This window comes from Allobosea sp. FG18, from assembly GCF_057809495.1.
Genome location: NZ_JBMDKB010000024.1, coordinates 24,222 through 50,152 on the forward strand (window position 1 = coordinate 24,222; position 25,931 = coordinate 50,152).

The 25,931-nt window shown below is 66.8% G+C and carries 30 protein-coding genes; 22 read left to right on the forward strand and 8 right to left on the reverse strand.

What is annotated here, in order from left to right; genetic code table 11:
* Positions 1 to 28 precede the first annotated feature (28 nt).
* A complete protein-coding gene (locus ACODTJ_RS23540) occupies positions 29 to 1,273 on the forward strand; it encodes a L,D-transpeptidase family protein (protein WP_454657450.1) in 1,245 nt (414 codons plus the stop codon).
* An 80-nt stretch (positions 1,274 to 1,353) separates the two neighbouring features.
* On the opposite strand, the gene ACODTJ_RS23545 is transcribed toward ACODTJ_RS23540, so the two are convergent.
* Together ACODTJ_RS23545 and ACODTJ_RS23550 are read right to left on the reverse strand one after the other, a co-directional pair.
* Positions 1,354 to 1,704: a hypothetical protein gene (locus ACODTJ_RS23545; RefSeq protein ID WP_454657449.1), complete on the reverse strand. Its 351-nt coding sequence runs from the start codon at positions 1,702 to 1,704 to the stop codon at positions 1,354 to 1,356.
* A gap of 166 nt (positions 1,705 to 1,870) precedes the next feature.
* Positions 1,871 to 3,073 (reverse strand): MFS transporter, encoded by a 1,203-nt coding sequence (locus ACODTJ_RS23550; RefSeq protein WP_454657448.1) that lies wholly within the window; start codon positions 3,071 to 3,073, stop codon positions 1,871 to 1,873.
* A 68-nt stretch (positions 3,074 to 3,141) separates the two neighbouring features.
* On the opposite strand from ACODTJ_RS23550, the gene ACODTJ_RS23555 reads away from it, so the two are divergent.
* Both ACODTJ_RS23555 and glyA read left to right on the forward strand, forming a co-directional pair.
* Positions 3,142 to 3,606: a helix-turn-helix domain-containing protein gene (locus tag ACODTJ_RS23555; RefSeq protein WP_454657447.1), complete on the forward strand. Its 465-nt coding sequence runs from the start codon at positions 3,142 to 3,144 to the stop codon at positions 3,604 to 3,606.
* Between the two features lie 121 nt (positions 3,607 to 3,727).
* Positions 3,728 to 5,026, forward strand: a complete 1,299-nt coding sequence (glyA, locus tag ACODTJ_RS23560) for a serine hydroxymethyltransferase (protein WP_454657446.1) — start codon at positions 3,728 to 3,730, stop codon at positions 5,024 to 5,026.
* A 31-nt stretch (positions 5,027 to 5,057) separates the two neighbouring features.
* On the opposite strand, the gene ACODTJ_RS23565 is transcribed toward glyA, so the two are convergent.
* Positions 5,058 to 6,017: a hypothetical protein gene (locus tag ACODTJ_RS23565; protein WP_454657445.1), complete on the reverse strand. Its 960-nt coding sequence runs from the start codon at positions 6,015 to 6,017 to the stop codon at positions 5,058 to 5,060.
* A 172-nt stretch (positions 6,018 to 6,189) separates the two neighbouring features.
* Between ACODTJ_RS23565 and nrdR the strand changes: the two genes are divergently transcribed.
* The 10 genes from nrdR to ACODTJ_RS23615 all read left to right on the forward strand — a co-directional run bounded on the left by nrdR (position 6,190) and on the right by ACODTJ_RS23615 (position 16,268).
* Positions 6,190 to 6,684, forward strand: a complete 495-nt coding sequence (nrdR, locus tag ACODTJ_RS23570) for a transcriptional regulator NrdR (protein WP_257731624.1) — start codon at positions 6,190 to 6,192, stop codon at positions 6,682 to 6,684.
* A gap of 34 nt (positions 6,685 to 6,718) precedes the next feature.
* Positions 6,719 to 7,867, forward strand: a complete 1,149-nt coding sequence (ribD, locus tag ACODTJ_RS23575) for a bifunctional diaminohydroxyphosphoribosylaminopyrimidine deaminase/5-amino-6-(5-phosphoribosylamino)uracil reductase RibD (protein WP_454659011.1) — start codon at positions 6,719 to 6,721, stop codon at positions 7,865 to 7,867.
* Complete coding sequence (locus ACODTJ_RS23580) at positions 7,867 to 8,514, forward strand: riboflavin synthase (protein WP_454657444.1); 648 nt, start codon at positions 7,867 to 7,869, stop codon at positions 8,512 to 8,514. The genes ribD and ACODTJ_RS23580 overlap by 1 nt, the downstream gene beginning before the upstream one ends.
* A gap of 34 nt (positions 8,515 to 8,548) precedes the next feature.
* Entirely contained in the window at positions 8,549 to 9,058 is a 510-nt protein-coding gene (gene ribH / locus ACODTJ_RS23585; RefSeq protein WP_454657443.1) for a 6,7-dimethyl-8-ribityllumazine synthase, read from the forward strand.
* Entirely contained in the window at positions 9,055 to 9,522 is a 468-nt protein-coding gene (gene nusB / locus ACODTJ_RS23590; protein WP_454657442.1) for a transcription antitermination factor NusB, read from the forward strand. Before ribH ends, nusB begins: the two co-directional genes overlap by 4 nt.
* Positions 9,523 to 9,675: 153 nt before the next feature.
* Positions 9,676 to 10,671, forward strand: coding sequence for a thiamine-phosphate kinase (gene thiL / locus ACODTJ_RS23595; protein ID WP_454657441.1), 996 nt, complete (start codon positions 9,676 to 9,678; stop codon positions 10,669 to 10,671).
* Between the two features lie 36 nt (positions 10,672 to 10,707).
* Positions 10,708 to 11,910, forward strand: a complete 1,203-nt coding sequence (locus tag ACODTJ_RS23600; protein ID WP_454657440.1) for an MFS transporter — start codon at positions 10,708 to 10,710, stop codon at positions 11,908 to 11,910.
* 32 nt (positions 11,911 to 11,942) lie between these two features.
* Positions 11,943 to 12,743 (forward strand): (S)-ureidoglycine aminohydrolase, encoded by an 801-nt coding sequence (allE, locus tag ACODTJ_RS23605; RefSeq protein ID WP_454657439.1) that lies wholly within the window; start codon positions 11,943 to 11,945, stop codon positions 12,741 to 12,743.
* Positions 12,744 to 12,956: 213 nt separating this feature from the next.
* On the forward strand, positions 12,957 to 15,113 hold the full coding sequence (locus tag ACODTJ_RS23610) for a sodium-translocating pyrophosphatase (protein ID WP_454657438.1): 2,157 nt from the start codon (positions 12,957 to 12,959) through the stop codon (positions 15,111 to 15,113).
* Between the two features lie 228 nt (positions 15,114 to 15,341).
* On the forward strand, positions 15,342 to 16,268 hold the full coding sequence (locus ACODTJ_RS23615) for a DMT family transporter (protein ID WP_454657437.1): 927 nt from the start codon (positions 15,342 to 15,344) through the stop codon (positions 16,266 to 16,268).
* Positions 16,269 to 16,344: 76 nt separating this feature from the next.
* Here ACODTJ_RS23615 and ACODTJ_RS23620 read toward each other — a convergent pair whose 3' ends face one another.
* Positions 16,345 to 16,839, reverse strand: a complete 495-nt coding sequence (locus ACODTJ_RS23620; protein ID WP_454657436.1) for an outer membrane protein assembly factor BamE — start codon at positions 16,837 to 16,839, stop codon at positions 16,345 to 16,347.
* Positions 16,840 to 16,975: 136 nt separating this feature from the next.
* Here ACODTJ_RS23620 and ACODTJ_RS23625 point away from each other — a divergent pair, with 136 nt between their 5' ends.
* The 7 genes from ACODTJ_RS23625 (at position 16,976) to sugE (ending at position 21,748) form a co-directional block, all read left to right on the forward strand.
* The gene (locus ACODTJ_RS23625; protein ID WP_454657435.1) at positions 16,976 to 17,521 is read left to right on the forward strand and encodes a ubiquinol-cytochrome C chaperone family protein; all 546 of its coding nucleotides are present in this window, start codon (positions 16,976 to 16,978) and stop codon (positions 17,519 to 17,521) included.
* On the forward strand, positions 17,511 to 18,068 hold the full coding sequence (locus ACODTJ_RS23630; RefSeq protein ID WP_454657434.1) for a YceD family protein: 558 nt from the start codon (positions 17,511 to 17,513) through the stop codon (positions 18,066 to 18,068). The genes ACODTJ_RS23625 and ACODTJ_RS23630 overlap by 11 nt, the downstream gene beginning before the upstream one ends.
* 114 nt (positions 18,069 to 18,182) lie before the next feature.
* Complete coding sequence (plsX, locus tag ACODTJ_RS23635) at positions 18,183 to 19,241, forward strand: phosphate acyltransferase PlsX (protein ID WP_454657433.1); 1,059 nt, start codon at positions 18,183 to 18,185, stop codon at positions 19,239 to 19,241.
* A gap of 12 nt (positions 19,242 to 19,253) precedes the next feature.
* Positions 19,254 to 20,231 (forward strand): beta-ketoacyl-ACP synthase III, encoded by a 978-nt coding sequence (locus tag ACODTJ_RS23640; protein ID WP_454657432.1) that lies wholly within the window; start codon positions 19,254 to 19,256, stop codon positions 20,229 to 20,231.
* A 189-nt stretch (positions 20,232 to 20,420) separates the two neighbouring features.
* The gene (locus ACODTJ_RS23645) at positions 20,421 to 20,735 is read left to right on the forward strand and encodes an integration host factor subunit alpha (protein WP_055726295.1); all 315 of its coding nucleotides are present in this window, start codon (positions 20,421 to 20,423) and stop codon (positions 20,733 to 20,735) included.
* Positions 20,732 to 21,271: a MerR family transcriptional regulator gene (locus ACODTJ_RS23650; RefSeq protein WP_454657431.1), complete on the forward strand. Its 540-nt coding sequence runs from the start codon at positions 20,732 to 20,734 to the stop codon at positions 21,269 to 21,271. The genes ACODTJ_RS23645 and ACODTJ_RS23650 overlap by 4 nt, the downstream gene beginning before the upstream one ends.
* A 159-nt stretch (positions 21,272 to 21,430) precedes the next feature.
* Positions 21,431 to 21,748, forward strand: coding sequence for a quaternary ammonium compound efflux SMR transporter SugE (gene sugE / locus ACODTJ_RS23655; RefSeq protein ID WP_454657430.1), 318 nt, complete (start codon positions 21,431 to 21,433; stop codon positions 21,746 to 21,748).
* 10 nt (positions 21,749 to 21,758) lie between these two features.
* Here sugE and ACODTJ_RS23660 read toward each other — a convergent pair whose 3' ends face one another.
* The 3 genes from ACODTJ_RS23660 to ACODTJ_RS23670 all read right to left on the reverse strand — a co-directional run bounded on the left by ACODTJ_RS23660 (position 21,759) and on the right by ACODTJ_RS23670 (position 23,449).
* The gene (locus ACODTJ_RS23660) at positions 21,759 to 21,929 is read right to left on the reverse strand and encodes a hypothetical protein (protein ID WP_454657429.1); all 171 of its coding nucleotides are present in this window, start codon (positions 21,927 to 21,929) and stop codon (positions 21,759 to 21,761) included.
* Positions 21,930 to 22,010: 81 nt separating this feature from the next.
* Positions 22,011 to 22,976, reverse strand: a complete 966-nt coding sequence (locus tag ACODTJ_RS23665; protein WP_454657428.1) for a LysR family transcriptional regulator — start codon at positions 22,974 to 22,976, stop codon at positions 22,011 to 22,013.
* A gap of 47 nt (positions 22,977 to 23,023) precedes the next feature.
* Complete coding sequence (locus ACODTJ_RS23670; protein ID WP_454657427.1) at positions 23,024 to 23,449, reverse strand: DoxX family protein; 426 nt, start codon at positions 23,447 to 23,449, stop codon at positions 23,024 to 23,026.
* A gap of 201 nt (positions 23,450 to 23,650) precedes the next feature.
* Between ACODTJ_RS23670 and ACODTJ_RS23675 the strand changes: the two genes are divergently transcribed.
* A complete protein-coding gene (locus ACODTJ_RS23675; RefSeq protein ID WP_454659010.1) occupies positions 23,651 to 24,583 on the forward strand; it encodes a ring-cleaving dioxygenase in 933 nt (310 codons plus the stop codon).
* A gap of 106 nt (positions 24,584 to 24,689) precedes the next feature.
* Positions 24,690 to 25,313 carry an alpha/beta hydrolase gene (locus ACODTJ_RS23680; RefSeq protein ID WP_454657426.1) on the forward strand — a complete coding sequence of 208 codons (624 nt, stop codon included), beginning with the start codon at positions 24,690 to 24,692 and terminating at the stop codon, positions 25,311 to 25,313.
* A 338-nt stretch (positions 25,314 to 25,651) separates the two neighbouring features.
* Here the strand turns inward: ACODTJ_RS23680 and ACODTJ_RS23685 are convergent, their stop codons facing one another.
* Entirely contained in the window at positions 25,652 to 25,900 is a 249-nt protein-coding gene (locus tag ACODTJ_RS23685; RefSeq protein WP_454657425.1) for a hypothetical protein, read from the reverse strand.
* Positions 25,901 to 25,931: the final 31 nt, after the last annotated feature.

The following is a 25,931-nucleotide window of genomic DNA, read 5'->3' on the forward strand; positions in this document are numbered from 1 at the left end:
CTTGCGTGAAGTCTTGAAGAGGGAAGAGATGTCGCATTTGAGCCTGACCCGCCGCGAAACCGTGCTGGCCCTGCTGTCGGGCGCCGCCACGGCCGCTGCTGCACCGGCGCTCGCCCAGCAGGCCGAGTGGCGCCAGAGCTACGATGCCGGCGCCCGCAACGCGGTGGCGCGCTCCTCGACGCCGATGCTCTCAGCCGAGGCCCTGCAGGCGACCGAGCAGGCGATCGTGGCCTATCGCGATCTCGCGGCGCGTGGCGGCTGGCCGCAGGTTCAGTTGCCCGACCGCATGAACGTGGGTGCGAAGGGGCCGGGCGTGGTGGCCCTGCGCCGCCGCCTGATCGTCACCGGCGATCTCGATGCCGCGGCCGGCGAGAGCAGCATCTATGACTCCTATGTCGAGGCGGGCGTGCGCCGCTTCCAGTCGCGCGTCGGCCTGTCGACGACGGGCGCGATCAACCGCGCCACCGTCGCCGCGCTCAACGTGCCGATCGACCGCCGCATCCGCCAGCTCGAGACCAATGTCGTCCGGCTGCGCAGCTGGTCCGGCAACCTCGGCGGGCGCTATGTCGTCGCCAACATCCCGGCCGCTACGGTGGAGACCGTCGAGAACGGCCATGTCGCGACGCGCCATGCTGCCGGCGTCGGCAAGATCGACCGCCAGTCGCCGCTGTTGCAGACGAAGATTCCCGAAGTCAATTTCAACCCGACCTGGACGGTTCCGGCCTCGATCATCCGCAAGGATCTGATCCCGACCATGCGCAAGCAGCCGAACTACCTGACCGAGAACAAGATCCGCATCATCTCGCCGAATGGCGGCGAGATCGCGCCGGCGAGCGTCAACTGGAATTCCGATGAGGCGACGCGCTACACCTTCCGGCAGGATCCGGGCGGCGAGTTCAACTCGCTCGGCTTCGTGCGCATCAATATCCCGAGCCCGCACGGCGTCTACATGCACGACACCCCGTCGAAGGGCATCTTCGGCGACGATTACCGCTTCGTTTCCTCGGGCTGCATGCGCGTCCAGAACGTGCGCGACTATGTCGCCTGGCTCCTGAAGAACACCCCCGGCTGGGACCGCGCCAAGATCGACGAGACCATCCAGTCCGGCCAGCGCGTCAATGCCCGCATCGCCGATCCGGTGGCGTGCTACTGGGTCTATGTCACCGCCTGGGCCACGCCCGATGGCGGCGTGCAGTTCCGCGACGACATCTACAACAAGGACGGCCTCGGACCGGCGCCTGTCGCCGCGCTGCAGGGCGATCAGGACATCTGACGCTTGCGATTTACGCGCGTTTCGAAAAGCCCGCCGGTCTCCGGCGGGCTTTTTCATGGAACGAAGTTGCTCGGCTGGCGTCAGCGCGTCAGCCAGGATGGCGCGACATAGCCGACGCAGCGCGCTTCCCCGCGGCCAGGGTTCATGACCTCGAAGGCCGGAACGGGGCAGTTGTTTCCGGGCGCGCCATTGTTGAGGCGAGAGATGTTGCTGTAGCCGTCCGGTGACCAGCGATAGACGCTCGTCGATCCGCCCGGATAATATTGCCTGGTCACCGTCCAGGTTTCGGCTGTCGCCTCCTGGCTCGGCAAGGGCAGCGACAGGACGAAGGCGCTCGCGCCACCGAGAAATGCCTTCTTGAGCTGCTTGGAGATCGGCTGAGTCGAAGCTGAAACACGACTCGCGTTCTGTTTTGGGGCGTTCTGTGTCATCGAGAGGCATCCAGTGTTGCGCTAGGTCAGGCGCAGCAAGCCGCAAGCCATAATTTGTTAACCATAATGTGGGCGCCTCGATGTCCTGGGCGGAAGCGCCAGGTTCCGGCTCCTTCTGTGCGGAGTTGGGAGCGACCCAGCCGCGACTTGCGCCGCCCGTGGGCGGTCAGCGGTTCCTACGGAGGAGCTTCGCGGCACCGGCCGCAAGCGCCATGATCGCGAGCAGCCAGGCCGTGCCGCCGAACAACGCTCCATAGCCATGGCTTGCGATCAGGGGTGTGCTGGCCAGCGGCGAGCAGAACTGGCCGATGAAGATCGAGGCGGTCAGGATGCCTCCCGCCATGCCCCGCGACCGCCGGGGCGCCAGGTCGAGCGCCATCGCGACGAAGCTCGGCGAAACCAGCGCATAGCCGGCCCCGATCAGGAGCGCCGCGATGAACAGCAACGGCGTCGATGCCGCGCCGGAGAGGGACAGGAAGCCCAGCGCCATCGCGGCATAGCCGGCGGCGAAGATGCCTGCGGAGCCGAACATCTGCCGGACGCGCCGATAAAGCAGGGCGCAGCCGCCACCCGAGATCATCAGCAGGCCGAGGACCGTGCCGGTCATCGGCGCGCTCTCGTAGCCCCGGACCTCCAGGAAGAACGAGATCTGCGTCGGCATCAGGAAGAAGATCATGTTCGTCAGGCCCTGAAGCAGGACCAGCGCGGCGAGCAGGCGGCGCCAGGATGGGTGTCCGCCATCGCCATCCGCCGGCAGTACACCCGACGCGGCTGCGATGCGCGGCGGCTCGATGATGGCCAGCCACATCAACGGCAGGAAGATCGCTGCCAGCCCATAGATCGCGAAAGGCAGGCGCGGCGACAGGCTGGCTGCCCATCCGGCCAGTGAAATGAAGACCAGCCCGCCGAAATTCCGGGCCGAGATCTGCAAGCCCGTCAGCGCGTTGCGGTCGTCCCCGGCGAAGTAGTCGCCGATCAGCGCGGTCTGGGCCGTCATGATCAGGGCGACGGCGACGCCGAGCACGAGGCGGCTGGCGAAAATGGAGGGCAGATCGGGCAGGGCGAGCCCGGCACAGCCTGCGATCACGAACAGCACGACGCCGGTGAGCAGCATCGCGCGCCGGCCGATGCGGTCTGCTGCGAAGCCCGCCAGCGGTGCGAACAGCGCGACGCTGAGTGAGGGCGCCGGCACCAGAAGCCGCGTCAGCAGCGCGGCGTTCGGGTCATCCGCGAACAGGCGCTCGATGCTCGGAAGCGCCGGGCTGATCGTCGCGTTCGCCATTGTGGTGAGCGACGCCGCCATCAGGAGCGCGGCGGCGCGCGGATCTCTCCAGATCGGTCTTTCCCTTGTTCCAACAAGGCTTTCCATGGCTTCTCCTCTTGCCGATTTCATCCGTTCGGCAGAGCCTACGAATTCAAGTCGACTTGAGGTCAAGCATGCTGTTGCTGGATATCGGAGAGGTCGCGGAGCGCTCGGGCGTGCCGGCCTCGGCCCTGCGCTATTACGAGGAGATCGGCCTCATCCGTTCGGAGGCGCGACGCGGCCTGCGCCGACAATACGATCCCGATGTCCTGCTCAGGCTCTCGCTGATCGGGCTCGGCAAGACCGCCGGCTTCTCGCTGGAGGAGATCGCCGCGATGTTCGGCGCGGACGGGCAGCCGAACATCCCGCGCGAGCAGTTGCGGGCGCGGGCTGACGAATTGCAGCGGCAGATGATCGGGTTGAGGACGCTGCGCGATGCGCTCCGTCATGTCGCGGACTGCCGGGCGCCGACTCACCTGGAATGTCCGGCTTTCCGGGCATTGCTGAGGACCGCTTCGCGCCGGCCGCTCGCCTACACGCCGTCTCGTCCGGAAGAGGAGAAGAATTTGCTACCGAAGCGGCGAAAACGGGGTGGCTGATGGCTGCGGCGATACAGCTTTTCCTCCGCGCGATCTATCGCTTGGACAGCCCCCCGCCACATGATAGGGGAGCCGCGACGGAGCCGGGCGCTCACCGGCCGTTGAACTTCAGGAGCCGGACATGACCGAAGCCGCGCTGGACAAGCACCTCTCGAACTCCTTCTTCGGCGCTTCGCTGCATGATGCCGATCCCGAGATCGCCCGCGCGATCGACCTGGAGCTCGGTCGCCAGCGCGACGAGATCGAGCTGATCGCCTCCGAGAACATCGTCTCCCGCGCCGTGCTCGAGGCACAGGGCTCGGTGATGACCAACAAATATGCCGAGGGCTATCCGGGCCGGCGCTATTATGGCGGCTGCCAGTTCGTCGACATCGCCGAAAAGCTCGCGATCGAACGCGCCACGCGGCTCTTCGGCTGCACCTATGCCAACGTCCAGCCGAACTCCGGCTCCCAGGCCAACCAGGGCGTCTTCATGGCCCTGATGCAGCCGGGCGATACCTTCATGGGCCTCGACCTCGCCGCTGGCGGGCACCTGACCCATGGCGCGCCGGTCAACCAGTCCGGCAAATGGTTCAACGTCGTGTCCTACGGCGTCTGCGTCGTCGACCAGATGATCGACTACGACGCGATGGAGCGCCTCGCGGTCGAGCACAAGCCGAAGATGATCGTGGCCGGCGGCTCCGCCTATGCCCGTCACTGGGACTTCGCCCGCTTCCGCGAGATCGCCGACAAGGTCGGCGCCTATCTCTTCGTCGATATGGCGCATTTCGCCGGGCTCGTCGCCGGTGGCGCGCATCCCTCGCCGTTCCCGCACGCCCATGTCGTGACCACCACGACGCACAAGACGCTGCGCGGCCCGCGCGGCGGCATGATCCTGACCAATGACGAGGCGATCGCGAAGAAGGTCAATTCGGCGATCTTCCCGGGCATCCAGGGCGGTCCGCTGATGCATGTGATCGCGGCCAAGGCGGTCTCGTTCCAGGAGGCGCTGCAGCCGGAGTTCAAGGCCTACGCACATGCTGTCGTCGCCAACGCCAAGGCGCTGGCCGAGACGCTGAAGTCGAAGGGCTTCGACCTCGTCACCGGCGGCACCGACAACCATCTGATGCTGGTCGACCTGCGCTCGAAGAAGCTGACCGGCAAGGCGGCGGAAGCCGCGCTCGGCCGCGCCCACATCACCTGCAACAAGAACGGCATCCCGTTCGACCCCGAGAAGCCGATGACGACCTCGGGCATCCGCCTCGGCACGCCTGCGGCGACCTCGCGCGGCTTCGGCATTGCCGAGTTCAAACTGGTCGGCGAACTGATCGCCGAGGTGCTGGACGGCCTTGCGGCCCATGGCGAAGAAGGCAACGCCGCGATCGAGCAGGCGGTCACCGCCAAGGTCAAGGCGCTGACGGCGCGCTTCCCGATCTACTGAGACCGGATCGGGAAACCATCCCGCTTCGCGCTCAGGGGAACGTGCCCTTGAGCTCGAACATGATCATGTTCTCGCTCTGGTTCCCCATGTCGGGGCGGTTCCGGCGGCTGAGATCCACGCCCAGCTTCAGGCTCTCGGCCACCCTGTAGGAGGCCGAGGCGCTGCCGGTGACGTTGTCGTCCTTGATATTGGCGGCAACCGACAGGCCGAAACGATCCTTGTTGGCGCTGAGCCTCAATGTGAGGTCGACCTTCGGCTGTGTCAGGTCGAGCTTGTTGGCCGCGGTCAGGCTGATCACACCGTATTTGAGCCCGACTTCGCTGGTGATTTCGGGCGCCTTCAGGTTGGCGGTGACGATCTGCAGCGACAGGTCGATCTTGAGCTGCTCCCATTCCAGCTTGCCGGTCACCTTCCCGCCAAAGCGCTCGGCCGTGGGGTCGAAGACGAGGCCGCCGACGCCGAGCTTCAGCGCGCCGACCTTCAGCACTTCGAACTTGAGCTTCTCCAGCTCCCGGATGCCCATGCCGTAGATCGTGCCGGAGGGCTTGGTGATGTAGAGCGCGACGCCGGCGCCGACCGCCAGAACCGCGCCGACCACATAGAGAATGCCTTTGTTGTGATCGACCCAGACGCCGACCGCCGATGATTTCGCCGCGTCCTCGAAGTTCTTCAGCTGCTTTTCCAGCGCCTTGAACTTCGACGATTCCTTGATCTGCTTGAGATAGGCGTCGGTCGCGGCCGTTTTCACGCCATCGACAACCGAAGACTGCAGCTTGCCGATCTCTTCTGGGGTCAACTGGGAGCTGGCGGTCGGGCTGCGGGATTTCGCGAAGCTCAGGACCGCATTCTCGGCTGCCTTGAGCAGCGCCGGGTTCTTGAAGGTCTGGACGATGCGCTCGGGGGACCGGGCGATCTCGGAATCGAGCAGATCGAAGGCCAGCAGCACCAGGCCGCCGAACGCTTCGCCCATGTTGCCCTCGTTCTCTGCCATGATAGAAGCTCCGCCGCGCGCGCTGTGAAGGTCGAGTGTTCGTCGTCTCAGCGCGCCCTGAGGTTCATCGCCGCCGCATCATAGCAGCCTCTGGGCATCTGGCGCGGAAACCGGTGCTGGGGCAAAGAAGCGTCGGTCGCCCCGCCGATCAGGCATTCCGAAGGATAAGCGCATGCGCTGCCCCTATTGCAGCTCCCTCGACACGCAGGTGAAGGACTCCCGTCCCACCGACGACCACGCCTCGATCCGCCGCCGCCGGGTCTGTCCCGATTGCGGCGGCCGCTTCACCACCTTCGAGCGCGTGCAGCTGCGCGAATTGACCGTCGTGAAGCGGTCGGGGCGGCGCACGCCCTTCGACCGCGACAAGCTGGAGACCTCGATCGCTCACGCCTTGCGCAAGCGCCCGGTCGCGCCGGAGCGGATCGAGCGCATGGTCAACGGCATCGTCCGCCAGCTGGAAAGCTCGGGCGAGGCGGAGATCCAGAGCTCGGCCATCGGCGAGCTGGTGATGGAGGGGCTGAAGGGCCTCGACGACGTCGCCTATGTCCGCTTCGCCTCGGTCTACAAGAATTTCCGCGAAGCCAAGGACTTCGAGGAGTTGCTCGGCCAGCTCGGTACGATCGAGGAGGAGGGCGTCTCCGCCCCGCCGCGACGCGTCGATGACTGATCCCAAGGTTTCTGCGCGCGAAGCGGGTTCAGCTTTGCGCGAAGGTCACGCATCGGAACAACAGCGAGAGACCGACCGTGTCTTCATGCGCCAGGCGCTTAGCTATGGCGCGCGGGGCCTTGGCACGACCGCGACCAACCCGTCTGTGGGCGCCGTCATCACGCGCGACACCCCCGATGGCCCCGTGGTGGTGGCGCGTGGCCATACCCAGCCCGGCGGCCGCCCGCATGGCGAGGCGCATGCCTTCTCGCGAGCGGGCGCTGCCTCGATGGGTGGCACGCTCTATGTCACGCTCGAGCCCTGCTCGCATCGCTCGGTGCGCGGCGGCATTCCCTGCGTGGAGCACACCATCCTCTCGGGCGTGAAGCGCGTGGTCTCGGCGATGTCCGATCCCAACCCCTTCATTGCCGGGCTTGGCCATGCCTTGCTGCGTACCGCTGGCATCGAGGTCACGGTCGGCGTCCTGGAGGAGGAGGCGCGGCGTACCCATCGCGGCTATCTCACGCGCATCACGCAGGGCCGCCCGATGGTGACCTTCAAGATCGCCCGCACCGCCGATGGCTATGCCGGCGGGGCAGGGGGCGTGCCGCTCGCCGTATCGAGCCCGGTCGCCGGCGGCTGGGTCCATCTCCAGCGCGCGCATCATGATGTCATCATGCTGGGTATCGGCTCGGTGCTGGCTGACGATCCGCAATTGACCGTGCGCCTGCCGGGCCTTGCGGATCGCTCGCCGATCCGCGTCATCCTCGATACGCATCTGCGCCTGCCGCTGGCCTCGAAGCTCGTCCGCACGGCCCATGAGGTTCCCGTCTGGGTGATCGCGGCCGAGACGGCGCCGATCGAACCGGAACAGGCGCTGGTCGCGGCCGGGGTCGAGGTCATGCGGGTCTCGCCCGGCCCCGACGGCCATCTCGACCTGCGCGAGGCGCTGATGCTGCTCGGCACGCGCGGCATCAACCGCGTCTTCTCGGAAGGCGGTCCGCGCATCGGCGAGAAGCTCGCGCTTGAAGGGCTGGCGGACGAGGTCATCGTCTCAACCTCGCCGAAAACGCTGGGGCAGCCCGGCATTGTTGCTGTGCGTCCGGGGCTTGCCGCCCAGTTGGCCGACCCCGATCTATACGCCCTTGTCGAGGCCGGTCAGATCGGTCAGGACCGTTTCGAGCATTTCACGAGGAGAGGCTGATGTTCACCGGCATCGTCACCGCCATCGGCGAGGTCGTGGAGGCCGAGCGCAAGGGGCCCAGCCTCAAGCGCCTCGCCATCGCCTGCCCCTACGAGGCGGAAGGCATCGCCATCGGCGCCTCGATCGCCTGCGCCGGCGTCTGCCTCACCGTGACCGCGCTGCGCCCGCGCACCGACGGCGAACCCGGCTGCATCTTCCAGGTCGAGGCCGCCGCCGAGACGCTGGCCAAGACCTCCGTCGGCTCGTGGGAACCGGGCACGCGGATCAATCTGGAACGCTCGCTCAAGGTCGGCGAGGAGCTCGGCGGCCATCTCGTCACCGGCCATGTCGACGGCGTCGGGCGCATCCTCAAGATCGAGCCGATCGAGCCTGATCCGAACGAGCCCTGGGGCGCGACCGCGCGTTTCCATATCCGCGCGCCGCAGGGGCTGCCCCGCTTCATCGCGACCAAGGGCTCGATTTGCCTCGACGGCACCTCGCTCACCGTCAATTCGGTGGAGGACGATGTCTTCACCGTCCTGCTGATTCCGCACTCCTTCGCAGTCACCACCTGGGGGCAGCGTGGGGAGGGCGACCCCGTTCATGTCGAGGTCGATCTGATGGCACGGTATGCCGCGCGGCTTGCGGAGGCGCGCCCGCAAGGGTAACCAGCCCGATCACATTCCAAGAAGGATAGAAGAAATGGCCGGACCCCGGCAGACCTCGGCCGACAAGGCCGCAACTCCTGCCGTCGAGATCGACGGCGCTCGCGTCCTCGTGGTCGAGGCGCGCTTCTACGACAAGTACGCCGACGAATTGCTGGCGGGCGCGATGGCGGCGCTGGAAGAAGCCGGCTGCCGCGTCGATGTCGTCACCGTTCCCGGTGCGCTGGAAATCCCCTCGGCGATCGTCATCGGCCTGCGCGCCGCCGACGAGGCCGTCGACCCCTATGAGGCCGTCGTCGCTCTCGGAACCGTCATCCGCGGCGAGACCGGCCATTACGACATCGTCGCCGGCGAAAGCTCGCGCGCGCTGATGGATCTCTCGGTCGCCTTCGCGCTTCCGCTCGGCAACGGCATCCTGACCGTCGAGAACGAGGCGCAGGCCTGGGCTCGCGCCAATCGCGAGGACATGAACAAGGGCGGCGCCGCCGCCGAAGCGGCGCTCGCCGTGCTGCGCTACAAGCGCTCCCTGGCGGAGCCGTCCCAATGAGCCGCGCCGAGAAGCGGCGCGGCGCGCGGCTCTCGGTCGTGCAGGCGCTCTACGAGATGGAAATCGGCGGCCGTGGCGTCGTCGAGGCGATGGCCGAGTTCGAGCATTTCTGGATCGGCAAGGAGGTCGAGGAGATCGAATTGCCGCAAGCCGAAATCGCCTTCTTCCGCGATATTCTCAGTGGCGTCGTCCGTGAGCAGCGCCTGGTGGATCGTACCGTCGACGAGTTGCTGGCCAAGGACTGGCCGCTGAAGCGGGTCGAGGCAGTGGTCCGCGCGATCCTGCGCGCGGGTGCCTATGAGCTCGCCTTCCGCAAGGACGTGCCGGCGCGTGCCGTGATCTCGGAATATGTCGCGGTCGCGCGCGCCTTCTATCAGGGCGAGGAGATCGGCATGGTCAACGCCGTGCTCGATCGCATGGCCCGCGACTTCCGCGCCGACGAGTTCGATATCCCGGCGGCGTAGGTTTTCCTCAACCGTCATCCCGGGCGACCGAAGGGAGACCCGGGATCCATTCCGGAGCGCTTCCGAATAAGGTTCAGGCATGGATCCCGGATCGGCGCAGCTTCGCTGCTTGTCCGGGATGACCTTGGAATAGTTGCGGAGCTTCGCTGCCCCATGGCTGACAATCAGCGCCCCGGCGAATTCGAGCTGATCGCCCGCTATTTCGCGCCGATCGCCGGGCCGGGCGGGCTTGGCCTTCTTGACGATGCCGGGCTGTTGCGGCCCGGCCGCGGCTACGAGGTCGTTGTCACCGCCGACGCCCTTGTCGCCGGCGTCCATTTCTTCCCCGGCGACCCGCCGGACGCGATCGGCTGGAAGGCGCTGGCCGTCAACCTCTCCGATCTCGCCGCCAAGGGCGCCAAGCCCGAGGGCTTCGTGCTGACGCTCGCCCTGCCGCGCGGCTGGACCGAGGGCTGGCTCGCCGGTTTCGCGGCTGGGCTTGCCCGCATGGCCGAAGCGGCCGGCTGCCCGCTGATCGGTGGCGACACCGTCTCGACCTCGGGACCGCTCACCCTGTCGATCACCGCCTTCGGCACGGTCCCGGCCGGGCGGATGGTCAGGCGCTCCGGTGCGAAGCCGGGCGACGTCGTGCTCGTCTCCGGCAGCATTGGCGACGGAGCGCTCGGTCTCAAGGTCCATGGCCCGGACAAGCCGGGCTGGGTTGCCGGACTCGGGGTCGACGATCGCGCCTTCCTTGCCGATCGCTATCTGCATCCGCAGCCACGTCATGCGCTGGCCGAAGCGCTGCAGCGCCATGCCTCGGCCGCCATGGACGTTTCCGATGGGCTCGTCGGCGATCTCGCCAAGCTCTTGAGCGCCTCGCATGTCGGCGCCGAAATCGATCTCGACGAGGTTCCGCTCTCGGGGGCGGCCCGCGCCGCGCTCATGGCTGTTCCCGCATTGGCGGAACTGGCCTGGACCGGCGGAGACGACTACGAAATTCTCTGCACGGCCTCGGAAAGGGAATATCCTGCTCTGATCGCGGCCGCAGAGGGAACGATGCTTTCGCTGGTCCCGATCGGGCGGATCTCGGACGAGGCCGGCGTGGTGACTTATCGCGAGAAGGGTGAGGCGCGCCGCTTCGCGCAGGGCTCCTTCTCTCATTTCTGACAGCGGCGCATCATGGCGGCCGCGAGGCGCGTTGTGATGAATCAGCATTTCTCGGCTTTCGATGGCGACAAGCTGGCCAAGCGCAACGCGCTGGTGCTCGCGGGCGCGCAGGCGCTCGGCGGCGCCAACCCGGCGATCATCGTCTCGCTCGGCGGCATCGTCGGCGCCCAGCTCGTCGCCGATCAGGCTTTCGCGACCGTGCCGGTCAGCCTGCTCCAGCTCGGCATCGCCGCGGGCGTCATTCCGGCTGCGATGGTCATGCGCCGGCTCGGGCGGCGCAACGGCTACCTGATCGGGGCGCTCGTCGGCGCGGCCGGCGCGAGCATCGCGGCCGGCGGCGTCTCGCTGCGCCTGTTCTGGCTGTTCTGCCTGGGCACCTTCGTCTGCGGGCTCTACGGCTCCTTCGTCCAGAGCTATCGCTTCGCCGCCGCCGATACCGCGACCGACGCCTTCCGGCCGCGCGCGATCTCCTGGGTCATGATCGGCGGCCTTGCTGCGGGCATCATCGGCCCGCAATCGGTCTACTGGACGCGCGACCTGACGCCGGCCGCGCCCTTCGCCGCCAGCTTCCTCGCCCAGGGCATGCTGGCGCTGATCGCGATCCTGATCGTCTCGCGTCTGCGCGCCCCGCCGGTCGCGGCGGTCCGGTCGGGCGGCGGGCGCCCGCTCGGGGTGATCATGCGCCAGCCGAAATTCATCGCCTCGGTCACCGCCTCGCTCGTCGCCTATGGCCTGATGAGCTTCGTCATGACGGCGGCGCCGATGGCGATGGTCGCCTGCGGCCATTCGGTCGGCGACGCCACGCTCGGCATCCAGTGGCATGTGCTGGCGATGTTCGGGCCAAGCTTCTTCACCGGTCGATTGATCGCCCGCTTCGGCAAGGGCACGGTGACCGCGGTCGGACTTGGCCTGACGGCGCTGGCCGCCGTCGTCGGCCTGACGGGCCTGAGCGTCGGCCATTTCTGGCTGGCTTTGATCCTGCTCGGTGTCGGCTGGAATTTCGGCTTCATCGGCGCGACCGCGCTGGTGACCGACTGCTACCGGCCGGAAGAGCGCGTGAAGGTGCAGGCCGCCAACGATTTCCTCGTCTTCGGCTCTGTCGCGATCGCCTCCTTCTCGTCGGGCGGCCTGCTCAGCCATGGCGGCTGGGAGGTCGTGAACTGGCTGGTCTTCCCGCCGGTCGCCATCGCCCTGGCGCTGGTGGCATGGCAGCGCTTCCAGCGTCCGGCCACGGCCTGAGCCACTGGCAGATCCCTGATCGGAGCAAACGCATGACCAACCGTGCCTTCCCGCCTGCGACCGGCCAGGTTCCGCCCGGCGCCATCGGGCATAATCGCGGTGTCGTCTGCTCCAACTACGCCTTCATGCCGCCGGAGGGCGTGCTGGTCAGCCGGCTGCCACAATACCGGGACACGATCGTGCGCGTCCTCACGGGGCCAGTCATGGGCGCGGCCTTCGCCCAATATGTCCTCGAGATCGCCCCTGGCGGTGGCACGCCGGCCGCCTTCGGCGAGGACGGCATCCAGCATTTCTTCTACGTCCTCTCGGGTGAGGCGCGGATCGTGGTCGCTGGCGGCGCGGCGCAGACGCTCACGGCTGGCGGCTTCGCCTATCTGCCGCCGGCAACGCCCTTCACGCTGCGCAACGAATCGGCGGAGGGCATCCGCGTGCTCGCTCTGCGCAAGCGCTACGAGGCCGTACCAGGTCTTGCCGTGCCAGAGCCGATCGTCTCGCATCGGGACGCGGTGCCGATGACGAATCACACCGGTATGGAAGGACGCGGCTTCCAGTTCCTGCTGCCCTATGGCGACATGCGCTTCGATTTCGAGATGAACCTGATGTGGTTCAAGCCGGGCGTCTGCTTCCCGGCGGTCGAGACCCATGTGATGGAGCACGGCCTCTACATGCTCGAAGGGCAGGGGCTCTACTTGCTCGGCGCCGATTGGCACGAGATCTGGGAGCGGGATTTCATCTGGATGGGCGGTTTTTGCCCGCAGCAGTTCTACCCGACCGGTTACGGCGATGCCTGCTATCTGCTCTACAAGAACGTCAACCGCGACCTCGCGCTCTGACGATCCGCCATCCGCTCTGACATCCGACGAAATCTGTAAGCCGGGGCGTTTGCGCTCCTCGCCGAAACTTGCCACAAATTCGCCTGACACTGGCGACGCGGAGCGGGCCTTGAGTCTTTAGGGCCCGTTTTTTCGCTGCCTGACGTCCAACGCTGCAAAAATGAGGAGCGACAGCGCTCCCGCCGACTGCAAGCTCTAGGGTCAGGAAATCGAATGTCAGCTCTGCTTCTCATCATCATATTGAGTGCGCTTTCCATAGCCTATGGCGTCTGGGCCTATGGCGATGTGATGAAGCGCGATGCCGGCAACCAGCGCATGCAGGAGATTTCCGGTGCGGTTGCCGAAGGCGCGCAGGCCTATCTCAAGCGCCAGTACATGACCATTTCCATGGTCGGCGTCGTTCTCTTCGTCGTTCTCGCCTGGCTGCTCGGCAAATGGGTAGCGGTCGGCTTCCTGATCGGCGCGGTGCTTTCGGGCATGGCCGGCTTCATCGGCATGAATGTCTCGGTACGCGCCAATGTCCGCACGGCCCAGGCTGCGATGCAGTCGCTGGGCGAAGGCCTTGATGTCGCCTTCAAGGCGGGCGCCGTCACCGGCATGCTCGTCGCCGGCCTCGCGCTGCTCGGCGTCGCCGTCTATTACGGCGTCCTGACCTCCTATCTCGGTTTTGAGCCTTCCAGCCGCACGGTGATCGATTCGCTGGTGGCTTTGGGCTTCGGCGCTTCGCTGATCTCGATCTTCGCCCGTCTCGGCGGCGGCATCTTCACCAAGGGCGCCGACGTTGGCGCCGACCTCGTCGGCAAGGTTGAGGCCGGCATTCCCGAGGACGATCCGCGCAACCCGGCGACCATCGCCGACAACGTCGGCGACAATGTCGGCGACTGCGCCGGCATGGCCGCCGACCTGTTCGAGACCTATGCGGTGACGCTGGTCGCGACCATGGTGCTCGCCGCGATCTTCTTCGCCGGCCAGCCGGCGCTCGGCACGATGATGCTCTACCCGATGGCGATCGGCGCGGCCTGCATCGTCACCTCGATCATCGGCACCTTCTTCGTGAAGCTCGGCGCCAACCAGTCGATCATGGGCGCGCTCTACAAGGGTTTCATCGCGGCCGGCGTGCTCTCGATCGGCGCGATCGCAGCCGTGAACTACGCCATGTTCGGCGGCTTCTCGGCGGCCTTCAAGACCGTGCAGGGCGTCAGCTTCACCTCGGGCGGGCTCTTCGCCTGCGCGCTGGTCGGCCTCGCGGTAACGCTGCTCATCGTCGTCATCACCGAGTACTATACCGGCACCGGCAAGCGCCCGGTGGTCTCGATCGCCCAGGCCTCGGTGACCGGCCACGGCACCAACGTCATCCAGGGCCTCGCGGTCTCCCTGGAATCGACCGCGCTGCCGACCATCGTCATCATCGCCGGCATCATCGCTTCCTACAGCCTCGCCGGCCTGTTCGGCATCGCCATCGCGACCACCGCCATGCTGGCGCTGGCCGGCGTGGTCGTCGCGCTCGATGCCTTCGGCCCGGTGACGGACAATGCCGGCGGCATCGCCGAGATGGCGGGCCTGCCCAAGGAAGTGCGCAGCTCCACCGATGCGCTCGATGCGGTCGGCAACACCACCAAGGCCGTTACCAAGGGCTATGCCATCGGCTCGGCCGGCCTCGGCGCGCTGGTGCTCTTCGCCGCCTATACCTCGGACCTGAATTTCTTCATCTCCGAGGCCAACAAGGCGGGCTCGACGGCCTTCCAGTACTTCAAGGGCGTGACGGTCGATTTCTCGCTGTCCAATCCTTACGTTGTCGTCGGCCTCCTGCTCGGCGGCCTCATTCCCTTCCTCTTCGGTGGCATGGGCATGACGGCGGTCGGGCGTGCGGCGGGCTCCGTCGTCGAGGAAGTGCGCCGGCAGTTCAAGGAAAAGCCCGGCATCATGGAAGGCAAGGACCGGCCCGATTACGGCCGTGCCGTCGACATGCTGACCCGCGCGGCGATCAGGGAAATGGTCGTGCCCTCGCTCCTGCCGGTGCTGGCGCCGATCGTGACCTATTTCGTGATCTACTGGATCGCCGGCAAGAACAACGCCTTCGCTGCCGTCGGCGCCATGCTGATGGGCGTGATCGTGACCGGCATCTTCGTCGCGATCTCGATGACCTCGGGCGGCGGCGCCTGGGACAACGCGAAGAAGAGCTTCGAGGACGGCTTCGTCGACAAGGACGGCGTGCGCCATCTGAAGGGCTCGGACGCGCACAAGGCCTCCGTGACCGGCGATACCGTCGGCGACCCCTACAAGGACACGGCGGGCCCCGCCGTGAACCCGGCGATCAAGATCACCAACATCATCGCCCTGCTGCTCCTGGCGATCCTGGCGCATTCCTGATCGCAGCCAGCATTGAGATGCTTACCGACCCGCGGCGCAAGCCGCGGGTCTTTTTCGCCAAGCTCGGGAGAGGACGAAAAATTATTGAAGGCAAGGGCTTAAGGGCTCCACTTGAATCAGATCGGTAAGCCCTTGAATCAAGCTTGGAAGCTACGGCCGGCTCCGTAGCGTTCCCGCATGCGCCGCAGCCGGCGCGCTGGCATGGTCCTGCCAACTCCAGGAGGAACCATGTCTGCCCGAACGCTCGAGCATCCTACCGCCACCCCGAACCGTGCCGTGGAGCTTGCTCTTCTGCTGGTGCTGGCCGGGCTCTGGGGCGGCTCCTACACCTTCATCAAGCTCGGCGTGGAGACGATCCCGCCGCTGACCCTGATCACCGCCCGGACGCTGATCGCCGGCCTCGTCCTGCTCGTGGTCATCCGCTGGCGCGGCCTGCGGCTGCCGCGCGATCTTGCGACCTGGCGCCTGTTCCTCGTCCAGGCCGGCCTCAACAGCGTCGTGCCCTTCACGCTGATCGCCTGGGCCGAGCGCAGCGTCGATGCGGGGCTCGCCACGATCCTGAGCTCGACGAGCCCGATCTTCGTCGTCCTGCTGTCCTGCTTCTCGGCTTCGGCCGAGCGCTTGTCGGGCTTGCGCCTCGTCGGCATCGCGGCCGGTCTCGCCGGCACCGTCCTCATCGTCGGCGCGCAGGCGATGACGGGCTTCGGCGAGCAACTCTGGGCGCAGCTGGCGCTGGTCGCGGCCAGCATCTGCTATGGCGGCGCGGCCTTGTTCGGGCGGAGCTTCAAGGGGCTGGATCCGATCATGCCGGCGGCCGGCTCGCTGCTCTGCGGCGCGCTCGTCCTGCTGCCGCTCAGCCTGATGCTGGACCGGCCCTGGACGCTGTCGCCCTCGGCCCAGTCGATCCAGGCGCTGATCGCGCTCTCGCTCGTCTCCACGGCCCTGGCCTTCGTGATCTATTTCCGATTGATCGCACGGCTGGGCGCGGTCGCGACGACGTCGGTCGCCTATCTCAGGGTGCCGACCGGCGTGTTGATCGGCATGGTCTTCCTGGGGGAGGCGCTGGCGCCGACAGCCTGGGCCGGGCTGGGTTTTGTGATCGCAGGGGTCATGGCGATGACCGTGCCGCTGCGCGCTCGCCCGGCAGTCTCCTGATCGGTGCCGCCACGTCCAAACGAAAAAGCCCGCGGCGTGAGCCGCGGGCTTTTTCGATCGTTGGAAGGCGTTCCGCTTACGAGCCGAGCGGATTGAACTTGGTGACGCCCCTGAACAGGTTGCGCAGGAAGCTCTGCTCCTCGCCGCCCGTCGGGGTGGTGCGGCTGATGAAGTCGAAGATCACGCCGTCCTGCAGGCCGTAATGGGCGATGCGCTCGACCTTGAAGCCCTTGTTGAAATAGATCACCAGCACCTGCTGGTCGATGAGCTGCGGGTCCTGGAACTGGAACCGGCGACGCATCGTCTGGCTGATATAGTAGAAGGTGCGATTGCCGACCGTCGAGGTGGTCGAGGGCGTGCCGAGCGTCGTCAGCACCGCCTGCACGTCCATGCCGACCTTGACCTGCGCGATCAGGGCGTCGTCCATCACGAAGCCGCGCCGGAACTCCTCGTTGATGCCGGCGGAGGTCGGCAGCACGAAACCGCCCGCATCGGGGCCGCAGCCGGCGAGCGCAAGAGACGTGGTCGCGAGAGCTCCGAGCAGAGCCGTGCGGCGGGTGATCTGGGTCATGCGGGCACGATCCGAAAGGCGAGCGCGGCCGGAACGATCCAAGCCGCTTGTCAAAAGGGTAAGGGTTGGCGTAACGCCCGAGGATGGCTTTGGCAAGGCGAGGACGCCCCGGGCAAGAGCGGGCGGGAGTAAACAGGTGATTTTCGGGTTGTTCGGCAAGCGCGCCAATCGGCGCTCCCCTGTGGACACGCTGTTCGCGCGGGTCGCAGAGGCGTCGCGCCTGCCGGCGCTCTACATCGAAGGCGGGATTCCCGACAGCTTCGAGGGCCGTTTCGAATCGCTGACCCTGCACGTTTTCCTGGTGTTGAGGCGCTTGCGCGAATTGCCGCCGCCGGCCGCAGAGCTGGCGCAGGAATTCGTCGACGCCTGTTTCGCCTATCTCGAGCTCGGCTTCCGCAATGGTGGCGTCAGCGACATCGCCGTACCCAAGAAGATGAAGAAGGTCGGCCAGATGTTCTATGGCCGGGTGCAGGCCTACGAGGCTGCGCTGGTCGCCCCCGGTCCTGAGGCGTTGACCGAAGCGCTGGGGCGCAATGCCTGCGCGCCGGAGGCGGCGCCTGCGCTCGCGGCTTATATGCGGGCCGCCCAGGAGAGGTTGGCCGCCGCCGATCTCGACGGCATCCTGAACCGGGATGATCTTTTCCCGGCCTTCTCGACCCCGGAGGTCGCTCATGACGCCTGATCATCCGCCGGCTGCGCTGCTCAAGCACCCGGTCCGTGTCGAGGCGATCCGCCCGCGCGGCAGCGAGGTTGTGGTGCGGGCCGAGGCGGAGCAGTTGCCCGCCATCGCCGCGCAGCTTGGCCTCGTTTCCGTGGAGGCGCTGGAGGCGCGCTATACCCTCTCGCGCAATGGCGAGCGCGTGAAGCTCGACGGCCGCATCGCGGCCCGCTTGCATCAGGCCTGCGTCGTGACGCTCGAACCGTTCCCGGTTCAGCTCGACGTGCCCGTGCAGCTCGATTTCGCTCCCGAGGAAGAGGTTGCCGCCTTCGCACGGCGCAACGAGCGCGACGATGCCGAGATCGATATCGAGGTTCTGCTGAACGAAGCCGATCCGCCCGAGCCGATCGTCGATGGCGCGATCGATCTCGGCGGCATCACTTTGGAGTTCCTGGCGCTGGCGCTCGATCCCTATCCGCGCAAGCCCGGCGCCAGCTTCGAGTCGTCGGCGGGTGACACCGGCACGGAATCGCCGTTCGCGGCGCTGGCAAAGTTGAAACGCGGTGACTGAAGCGCTCTCCGGCACTTGCGCTGCTTGCGACAACGGTCCAAGTCGCTATTGTCCGGCCGGCATCAAGCCGTCCCGGATCGAAGGTCGGCCATTTCCGGGACACGCCAGAATTCCATGACAAGACCGGTTACAATCGCGCTCGATGCGATGGGCGGGGATCACGGCCCCGCCATCGTCATTCCCGGCGCCGCCCTGATGCTGGAACGTCGCCCGGATGCCCGCTTCGTCATTTTCGGTGACGAGAAGCAGGTGCTGCCGCTGATCGACCAGCATCCGAAGCTCAAGGCGGTCACGACCTTCCACCACACCGAGGTCTCGGTGAAGATGGACGACAAGCCGAGCCAGGCCTTGCGCTATGGCCGCTACAAGTCGTCGATGTGGCGTGCGATCGACGCGACCAAGACGGGGGAGGCGGATGTCACCGTCTCCGCCGGCAATACCGGCGCGCTGATGGCGATGTCGAAATTCTGCCTGAAGTCGATGCCGCAGGTCGACCGGCCGGCGATCGCCTGCCTCTGGCCGACCGCGCGCGGCGAGAGCATCGTGCTCGATGTCGGCGCCACGATCGGCGCGGATGCGCGCCACCTTGTCGACCTCGCGGTGATGGGCGCGGCCATGGCTCGCGTCGTGCTCGATCTCGACCGGCCGACGGTCGGCCTGCTCAATGTCGGCGTCGAGGAGATCAAGGGCGTCGAGGCGGTCAAGGAGGCCGGGCGCATCCTGCGCGAGAGCGACCTGCCGCATCTCGCCTATCACGGCTTCGTCGAGGGCGATGATCTCGGCAAGGGCACGGTCGACGTCGTCGTCACCGAGGGCTTCACCGGCAATATCGCGCTCAAGACCGCAGAGGGAACCGCTCGCCAGATCGCCGATTATCTTCGTGCGGCGATGAGCCGTTCGCTGATGGCCAAGATCGGCTATGTCTTCGCCCGCGGCGCCTTCGCGGCGCTGAAGGACAAGCTCGACCCGCGTAAATCGAATGGCGGCGTCTTCCTCGGACTGGAAGGCATCGTCATCAAGAGCCATGGCGGGACGGATGCGATCGGCTTCGCCAGCGCCGCCGAATTGGGCTATGAAATGGCACGCGAGGACCTGATGGCGAAGGTCCGCGAAATGGTCGCCGCGAGCACGCGTCCGGAGCTGACCGTCGCGCAGCCCGCCGAGGCGGAATAGGGAACAACCTTTTTGTCCATCCTGCGCTCTCAAGTCGTCGGCTGCGGCTCCTATCTGCCCGCGCGCATCGTCACCAATGCGGAGCTCGCCGCGCGCGTCGACACCAGCGACGAGTGGATCGTCCAGCGCACCGGCATCCGCCAGCGCCATGTCGCGGCCGATGACGAACCGACATCCATCGTCGGCCTCAAGGCCGCACAGGCGGCGATCACTGATGCCGGCATCGACCCCTCCGAGATCGACCTGATCATCGTCGCGACCGCGACGCCGGACCACACCTTTCCCGCCACGGCGACGCAGATCCAGGCGGCCCTCGGCATCAACGGCGGTGTGGCTTTCGACGTGCAGGCGGTCTGTTCCGGCTTCGTTTTCGCGCTGGCGACGGCCGACAAGTTCCTGACCACGGGCAGCGCGCGCGCCGCCCTCGTGATCGGCGCCGAGACCTTCTCGCGCATCCTCGACTGGGAGGACCGCGCGACCTGCGTGCTGTTCGGCGATGGCGCCGGCGCCGTGGTGCTCAAGGCCGCGCCGGGCGAGGGGACGCTGGCCGATCGCGGCATCCTGACCACCCATATCCGCTCGGACGGCCGCTACAAGGACAAGCTCTATGTCGATGGCGGCGCCGGCTCGACCAAGACGGTCGGCTTCCTGCGCATGGAAGGCAAGGAAGTCTTCCGCCACGCGGTCACCAACCTCGCCGAGACGGTGCGTCACACCTTCGAGCAGACGGGCCTGTCAGGCGCCGATATCGACTGGTTCGTGCCGCATCAGGCCAACCGCCGCATCATCGACGCGACGGCCGACAAGCTCGGCATCAGCCATGACCATGTCGTCGTCACCGTCGACCGTCACGGCAACACCTCGGCGGCCTCGATCCCGCTCGCCTTGGCCGAGGCTCATGCCGATGGCCGCATCAAGCGCGGCCAGCTCGTCCTGATCGAGGCGATGGGCGGCGGCTTCACCTGGGGCTCGGCCTTGATCCGCTGGTGACGTTGCGGCAATAAAACCACGAAAATTGTCATGAAACATCGCTATTTCGGGTCGAAACCGGCCTGAGGCGGCACAATGGCCGTCCTTGAGGATTGACCCGCGCGACGGGGGCGCCTAGCGTCCGCCGTCCGTAATGGCGAAAGGCCGGCGGTTTTCCGCTGCGCCTGCAATACGCCTTGGAGGATATGAATGGCGGGGCAAACGGTCACTCGTGCGGACCTGTGCGAGGCTGTCTACCAGAAGATCGGCTTGTCGCGGACGGAGTCGTCGAAGCTCGTCGAAGCGGTGCTCGACGAGATCTGCGACGCGGTCGCGCGCGGCGAGAATGTGAAGCTGTCTTCGTTCGGTTCTTTCGTCGTACGAGACAAAGGCGAGCGAATCGGGCGTAATCCCAAAACTGGCGTTGAGGTGCCCATCGAGCCGCGTCGCGTGATGGTGTTCAAACCCTCGAACGTGATGAAGGCCCGCATCAACGGGCAGTCAGGTGAGGGTGAGACTGAGTGAGCCTGGAGTTCCACGCCGGCGATACCGAGGCCGAATTGGACACCAAGAGCCCAGATGCCTTTCGGACTATCAGCGAGGTCGCCGAAGACCTCGACATACCCCAGCATGTGCTTCGATTCTGGGAAACCCGTTTCAACCAGATCAAGCCGCTGAAGCGTGGCGGCGGACGCCGCTACTACAGGCCTGACGACGTCGCCCTGCTCAAGGGCATCCGGCGCCTGCTCTATGGCGAAGGCTATACGATCAAGGGCCTCCAGCGCATTCTGAAGGAGCAGGGGCCGCGCCATGTCCAGGCGATCGGCCGCGGCGCGCCGATCGGGGCCATGAGCGGCGCTATGCCGGCTGCCGCGTCCGCAGGACCGGCCACCTTGCCGGGCGCCATGGCTGAGGCCGCGCCGGAGCGGATGGCGCCTTATCGGCAGCCTGTGCCCGAAGGGCTCGACGACGTCTCCATCCTGACCGCGGTCATGAAGGAACTCGGCGAGTGCCGGCGCATCCTCGAACAGGCCCTGCAGCCGGCGCCTGACGCCGCCTGACCCTTGGGCTTGCGGCTGCGCCTGCCGCGCTTGCGCCGTTGCAGGCGCCGGGCCGGTTGATCGTTTTGCTCCGAACCATAGGTTCAAGGCCGGGGACGAACCGACACGTCCTCTCTTCGGCGCGGAAACCTTGCGCCCCGTCTCTCAAGGAGCGCCGGCATGGCCTGGTTTTATTTGTTCGTCGCGGGCCTGTTTGAGGTCGGCTGGGCCATCGGTCTCAAATACACCAACGGCTTCGCGCGGCTCGTCCCGACGCTGTTCACCGGCGCGAGCATGGTCGTCAGCCTCGGCCTGCTTGGCCTCGCCCTGAAATCGCTGCCCGTCGGCACGGCCTATGCGGTCTGGACCGGCATCGGCACGATCGGCACGGCGATCCTCGGCATCGCCCTGCTGGGCGAGCCGGCAGGCGCCTTGCGGCTGGCCTGCATCGGCCTGATCGTGGCCGGCATCGTCGGGCTCAAGCTGGTCTCGGCGTGAGCGCCAGGGCTCAGCTGCGCCGCCAGGATTCCGGCCAGTAGCCGCCGCGCTCCAGCAGCACGATCAGCACGATGACGGCCAGCGTGACCACGAGGGTCATGAGCTTCGCGTTCCAGGGCACGCCGCGGCCGACGAGCCAGATCAGGCTGAGGCCGATGATCAGCGGGATGACGATCTCCATAGCTTGAGCCTAACCCGCGCGCCGGCTGCGCAGCAATAGCTGCCGGGTTTGCGTGATGGCGCAGGGGAAGTCCGTCGGGATCTACCGCAGAGATCTCTCCATCGACGGAGGTCCCGATCCGGGTCGGCCGCCGATCGGGCGATCGCCCTCGACCAGCGGCTTCAATCGCGCCAGTTCGACCGCCAGGAAATCGAGGAAGAGTCTGACGCGGGGCGTGTGCCGCATGTCCGGATGGGTCAGCAGCCAGAGATCGGCGGCAAGGTCGGCGTCCGGCTCTCCCAGGCGTCTCAGGGCGGGACGCGTGTCGCCGATGAAACAGGGCAGGAAGCCGACGCCGATCCCGGCCTGGACCGCCTCGGCAAGGCCGAGCACCGTGTTGAGCCGGTAGACGACACGCTCCGGCGCGACATGGCGGGCGAGATAGCGCACCGCGCTCAGCATGGTGAACTGGTCGCCGAGCGAGACCCAGCTGCGCTCCCACAGGCTCTCGCGAGAAGGACGTTCGGCTTCGGGAAAGTCGACGGCGCGACCATAGAGCGCCCAGGCTATGCGGGCGGACTTGCGGCCGACCAGCGTCTCCGGCGGATGATCGGTGGCGCGGATCGCGACATCAGCATCGCGCTTGGAGAGGTTGGCGGCCTGGTTGCCGATCAGGATATCGAGCCGGATATCCGGGCACTGCTCAAGAAAACCGGCGAAGAGCGGCGTCAGCAGGTCGACCAGCAGGGAGTCGTTGGTGGCGACGCGCAATTCCCCGGCCGGCTTGATCTCCTGCCCGGCGAGCTTGCGGGCGAAGGCGGTGATGTCGTCGTCGACGCGGGCGGCGAGCTGGATCATCTCCTCGCCGGCCGGCGTCGCGACATAGCCGCTGCGATGGCGCTCGAACAGGCGGGTGCCGAGCGCCTCCTCGATCTGGCCGAGGCGGCGGAACACCGTCGAGTGATTGACGCCGAGCGCTGCCGCGGCTGCCGGCAGCGCCCGCTTGTCGGCGATCGCCTTGATCAGGCGGAAATCGTCCCAGGCCAGGGGCTTCGCGGCTTGATTCATCCGCTCACTCTCGGCCAAGGCGCGCGCCCCTTCAAGGCGGGTTCGCGTCACGCCAGCGCCGGCTTGGCGGCCGCCGCGGAGCCCGTGCGGGTCACGGCAAGCGCCCCGTCGCCGATCAGCACATGCGCCAGCGCGGTCAGGGCGAGGAAGGCGGGATATTCCCAGCCGCCATTCGGCGCATTGAAGACCCAGCCGTTCGGAGCGTGGATCGCGAGAGCGCCAAGCAGAACCGGCAGCAGCGCGGCCGAGACGAGGCGGCCATGGAAGCCGATGAGGATGGCGATGCCGCCGATGAGCTCGGCCAGCATGATCGGCCAGGCGAGGAAGCCCGGCAGGCCGACCTGCCCAAGGAAGCCGGTGAAGCCGGCGGGCGTGAAGATGACGAGCTTGAGATAGGCATGGGCGATGAACATCAGGCCGAGCGCGACGCGCAGGCCGAGGGCGCCATAAGGGGCGAGACGATTGTCGATCATGGGAAGTCTCCTGAAACGGGACCGGTTGGTCTCGGGTCAGAAGATTGGTCAGCCTTGTTCGCAAATCAAATTGTAGATTGGCGATAAAGACATTGCGTGGATGCAATGAATTGTCTCTGGCGTTCGGCCGCCTTCATGCCGATCTTCCGGTCAACCGAGCGGATGTCGCTCATCGTGATCAGGAAAACGGAGGACCTCGCCATGCAGATCAACGGCCTTCACCACGTCACCGCCATCTCCGGTCCGGCGCGCCGCAATCTGGACTTCTATGCTCGCGTGCTCGGCCTGCGTCTCGTCAAGAAGACGGTGAACTTCGACGATCCCGGCACCTATCACCTCTATTTCGGCGATGTGGATGCCGCACCCGGCTCGATCCTGACGTTTTTCCCTTGGGAACATGCGTCGCCCGGCCGGCTCGGCGTCGGCGAGACGCAGGAGACGGTCTTCCGGGTTCCGGAAGGCTCGATCGGCTTCTGGGCTCATCGCTTCGTCGAGCAGGGCGTGCCGCATGAGGTGCCGGTGAAGCGTTTCGGCGAGACCGTGCTGAACTTTCGCGACCCGGACGGCATGAGGCTCGCCCTTGTCGGCCTGCCGGGCGTCGAGAAGGAGCCCGCCTGGACTGACGGCGGCATTCCCGCCGAGCATGCGCTGCGCGGCTTCCATAGCGTCAGCCTGCTGCTGGCCGATGCCGCGCCGACCGGCGCCATCCTCAGTGACGTCTTCGGCTTCACGGAGATCGGCCGCGAGGGCACGCTGATCCGTTATGCCGCGAAGGGCACGGCGATCGGCGGGGTGATCGACCTGCGCGTCGCCGGCGGCTTCCTGCCGGCCCGGCAGGGCGCGGGCTCGGTCCACCATATCGCCTTCCGAGCGGCCGATGACGCCGCGCAGGAGGAGATGGTGCGCCGCCTTGTTCAGAACCATGGCATCAGCCCCACGGAACAGCGCGACCGGAACTATTTCCGCTCGGTCTATTTCCGCGAGCCCGGCCATGTCTTGTTCGAGATCGCGACGGATATTCCCGGCTTCGCGGTCGATGAGCCTGCCGCCGAACTCGGCCGTTCGCTGAAGCTGCCGCCCCAGTACGAGGCGCATCGCAAGGAGATCGAGGCGGTCCTGCCCGCTCTCGGCTGACGAAACCCGCCGCCCGCCCTTCAGGCGGGCGGCGGAGCGACACCACAGCGCTCTGCCTGCTTGCCGCAAGGGGCAGGGCGCCTCCGCTTGATGAAGGGAGATGACCATGACCGCCACGACCGTCGATACCGATTTCATTCATGTCTTCGAGCCTGGCAGCGATCCGGCGCGCCGGCCGCTGCTGCTCCTGCACGGCACCGGCGGCGACGAGCGCGATCTTCTCTCGCTCGGCCGCACCGTCGCCCCTGGCGCGAGCCTGCTCTCGCCGCGCGGCAAGGTTCTGGAAGGTTCGGCGCCGCGCTTCTTCCGCCGTCTCGCGGAAGGCGTCTTCGACGAGGCCGATCTCAAGCGGCGCACCGACGAGCTGGCGGAATTCGTGCTGTGGGCGCGGGAGCGTTACGGCCTGCCGGCGCCGCTCGCGCTGGGCTTCTCCAACGGCGCCAATATCGCGGCGGCTCTTCTGCAGCAGCGGCCCGAAATCCTGGCCGGCGCCGCGCTTCTACGCGCGATGGTGCCTTTCGTGGAAGTGTCGGAAGCCGATCTCGCGGGCAAGCCCGTGCTGATCCTGTCGGGCGCGCTCGATCCGATCGTGCCGAAGACCGATGCCGAGGCGCTTGCCTGCCGGCTCTCTGGTAGCGGTGCGACGGTCGAGCACCGCGTGCTGCCGGCAGGGCATGGGCTCGGCCAGGCCGATATCGGCTTGCTCAAGGACTGGCTGGCGCACCGCTGAGGGATCGCGGCATCGCGGAGATCGTTCTGCGATGCCGCGTCGTGCGAGCAAAACGGGCTTTGCCGGAGGCCCCTAGTCGATCAGGGGCATGAGGACGGCCATTGTGATGGCCAGAAGCACGAGCATGCGCAGCAGAACCGCCCGCTGGCTCGAAACCGGCATGTCCACCGAATGTGACACGGCACGCATCTTCGACCTCCCAATCGACGCTACGTCAGGGGATCGTGAAGCCTGACGTAACGTCTGGCAAGCCGGTTGACGATGCCGGGCAGTGGACAACTCCGCCCGCCCCGATCTCGCGCTCGAACCGGTGTGGCGAAGGCGACGGGCGCTTGTCGTCAGGCTTCGGCCATGACGCTCCCGATCGGGTCCGCCACGATGACGCGGCGCGCCTTGCTGGCCTGCTCGGCCATCAGGGCCTGGTCGATCCTGCGGCGATACTCGGCCCAGGAGCTCAGGCTCAATCCGCAATTGGCGCAGGAGACCACGCTGGCATCGCTGAGCGCGTGCGGAATCGAGACGCCCGGCGAGCCGCAATCCTCGCAATGGAACCAGTCTTGCTTCAACGCGATACCGTCCGTGGCCATTATTGACGCTACGGCAATCCGTGTGCCGTGC

Bases quoted from the DNA above. Each gene is read 5' to 3' on its own strand.
- ACODTJ_RS23540 (WP_454657450.1), top strand. From the start codon at position 29: ATGTCGCATTTGAGCCTGACCCGCCGCGAAACCGTGCTGGCCCTGCTG.
- ACODTJ_RS23545 (WP_454657449.1), bottom strand. From the start codon at position 1,704: ATGACACAGAACGCCCCAAAACAGAACGCGAGTCGTGTTTCAGCTTCG.
- ACODTJ_RS23550 (WP_454657448.1), bottom strand. From the start codon at position 3,073: ATGGAAAGCCTTGTTGGAACAAGGGAAAGACCGATCTGGAGAGATCCG.
- ACODTJ_RS23555 (WP_454657447.1), top strand. From the start codon at position 3,142: ATGCTGTTGCTGGATATCGGAGAGGTCGCGGAGCGCTCGGGCGTGCCG.
- glyA (WP_454657446.1), top strand. From the start codon at position 3,728: ATGACCGAAGCCGCGCTGGACAAGCACCTCTCGAACTCCTTCTTCGGC.
- ACODTJ_RS23565 (WP_454657445.1), bottom strand. From the start codon at position 6,017: ATGGCAGAGAACGAGGGCAACATGGGCGAAGCGTTCGGCGGCCTGGTG.
- nrdR (WP_257731624.1), top strand. From the start codon at position 6,190: ATGCGCTGCCCCTATTGCAGCTCCCTCGACACGCAGGTGAAGGACTCC.
- ACODTJ_RS23580 (WP_454657444.1), top strand. From the start codon at position 7,867: ATGTTCACCGGCATCGTCACCGCCATCGGCGAGGTCGTGGAGGCCGAG.
- ribH (WP_454657443.1), top strand. From the start codon at position 8,549: ATGGCCGGACCCCGGCAGACCTCGGCCGACAAGGCCGCAACTCCTGCC.
- nusB (WP_454657442.1), top strand. From the start codon at position 9,055: ATGAGCCGCGCCGAGAAGCGGCGCGGCGCGCGGCTCTCGGTCGTGCAG.
- thiL (WP_454657441.1), top strand. From the start codon at position 9,676: ATGGCTGACAATCAGCGCCCCGGCGAATTCGAGCTGATCGCCCGCTAT.
- ACODTJ_RS23600 (WP_454657440.1), top strand. From the start codon at position 10,708: ATGAATCAGCATTTCTCGGCTTTCGATGGCGACAAGCTGGCCAAGCGC.
- allE (WP_454657439.1), top strand. From the start codon at position 11,943: ATGACCAACCGTGCCTTCCCGCCTGCGACCGGCCAGGTTCCGCCCGGC.
- ACODTJ_RS23610 (WP_454657438.1), top strand. From the start codon at position 12,957: ATGTCAGCTCTGCTTCTCATCATCATATTGAGTGCGCTTTCCATAGCC.
- ACODTJ_RS23615 (WP_454657437.1), top strand. From the start codon at position 15,342: ATGTCTGCCCGAACGCTCGAGCATCCTACCGCCACCCCGAACCGTGCC.
- ACODTJ_RS23620 (WP_454657436.1), bottom strand. From the start codon at position 16,839: ATGACCCAGATCACCCGCCGCACGGCTCTGCTCGGAGCTCTCGCGACC.
- ACODTJ_RS23630 (WP_454657434.1), top strand. From the start codon at position 17,511: ATGACGCCTGATCATCCGCCGGCTGCGCTGCTCAAGCACCCGGTCCGT.
- plsX (WP_454657433.1), top strand. From the start codon at position 18,183: ATGACAAGACCGGTTACAATCGCGCTCGATGCGATGGGCGGGGATCAC.
- ACODTJ_RS23645 (WP_055726295.1), top strand. From the start codon at position 20,421: ATGGCGGGGCAAACGGTCACTCGTGCGGACCTGTGCGAGGCTGTCTAC.
- sugE (WP_454657430.1), top strand. From the start codon at position 21,431: ATGGCCTGGTTTTATTTGTTCGTCGCGGGCCTGTTTGAGGTCGGCTGG.
- ACODTJ_RS23660 (WP_454657429.1), bottom strand. From the start codon at position 21,929: ATGGAGATCGTCATCCCGCTGATCATCGGCCTCAGCCTGATCTGGCTC.
- ACODTJ_RS23665 (WP_454657428.1), bottom strand. From the start codon at position 22,976: ATGAATCAAGCCGCGAAGCCCCTGGCCTGGGACGATTTCCGCCTGATC.
- ACODTJ_RS23670 (WP_454657427.1), bottom strand. From the start codon at position 23,449: ATGATCGACAATCGTCTCGCCCCTTATGGCGCCCTCGGCCTGCGCGTC.
- ACODTJ_RS23675 (WP_454659010.1), top strand. From the start codon at position 23,651: ATGCAGATCAACGGCCTTCACCACGTCACCGCCATCTCCGGTCCGGCG.
- ACODTJ_RS23680 (WP_454657426.1), top strand. From the start codon at position 24,690: ATGACCGCCACGACCGTCGATACCGATTTCATTCATGTCTTCGAGCCT.
- ACODTJ_RS23685 (WP_454657425.1), bottom strand. From the start codon at position 25,900: ATGGCCACGGACGGTATCGCGTTGAAGCAAGACTGGTTCCATTGCGAG.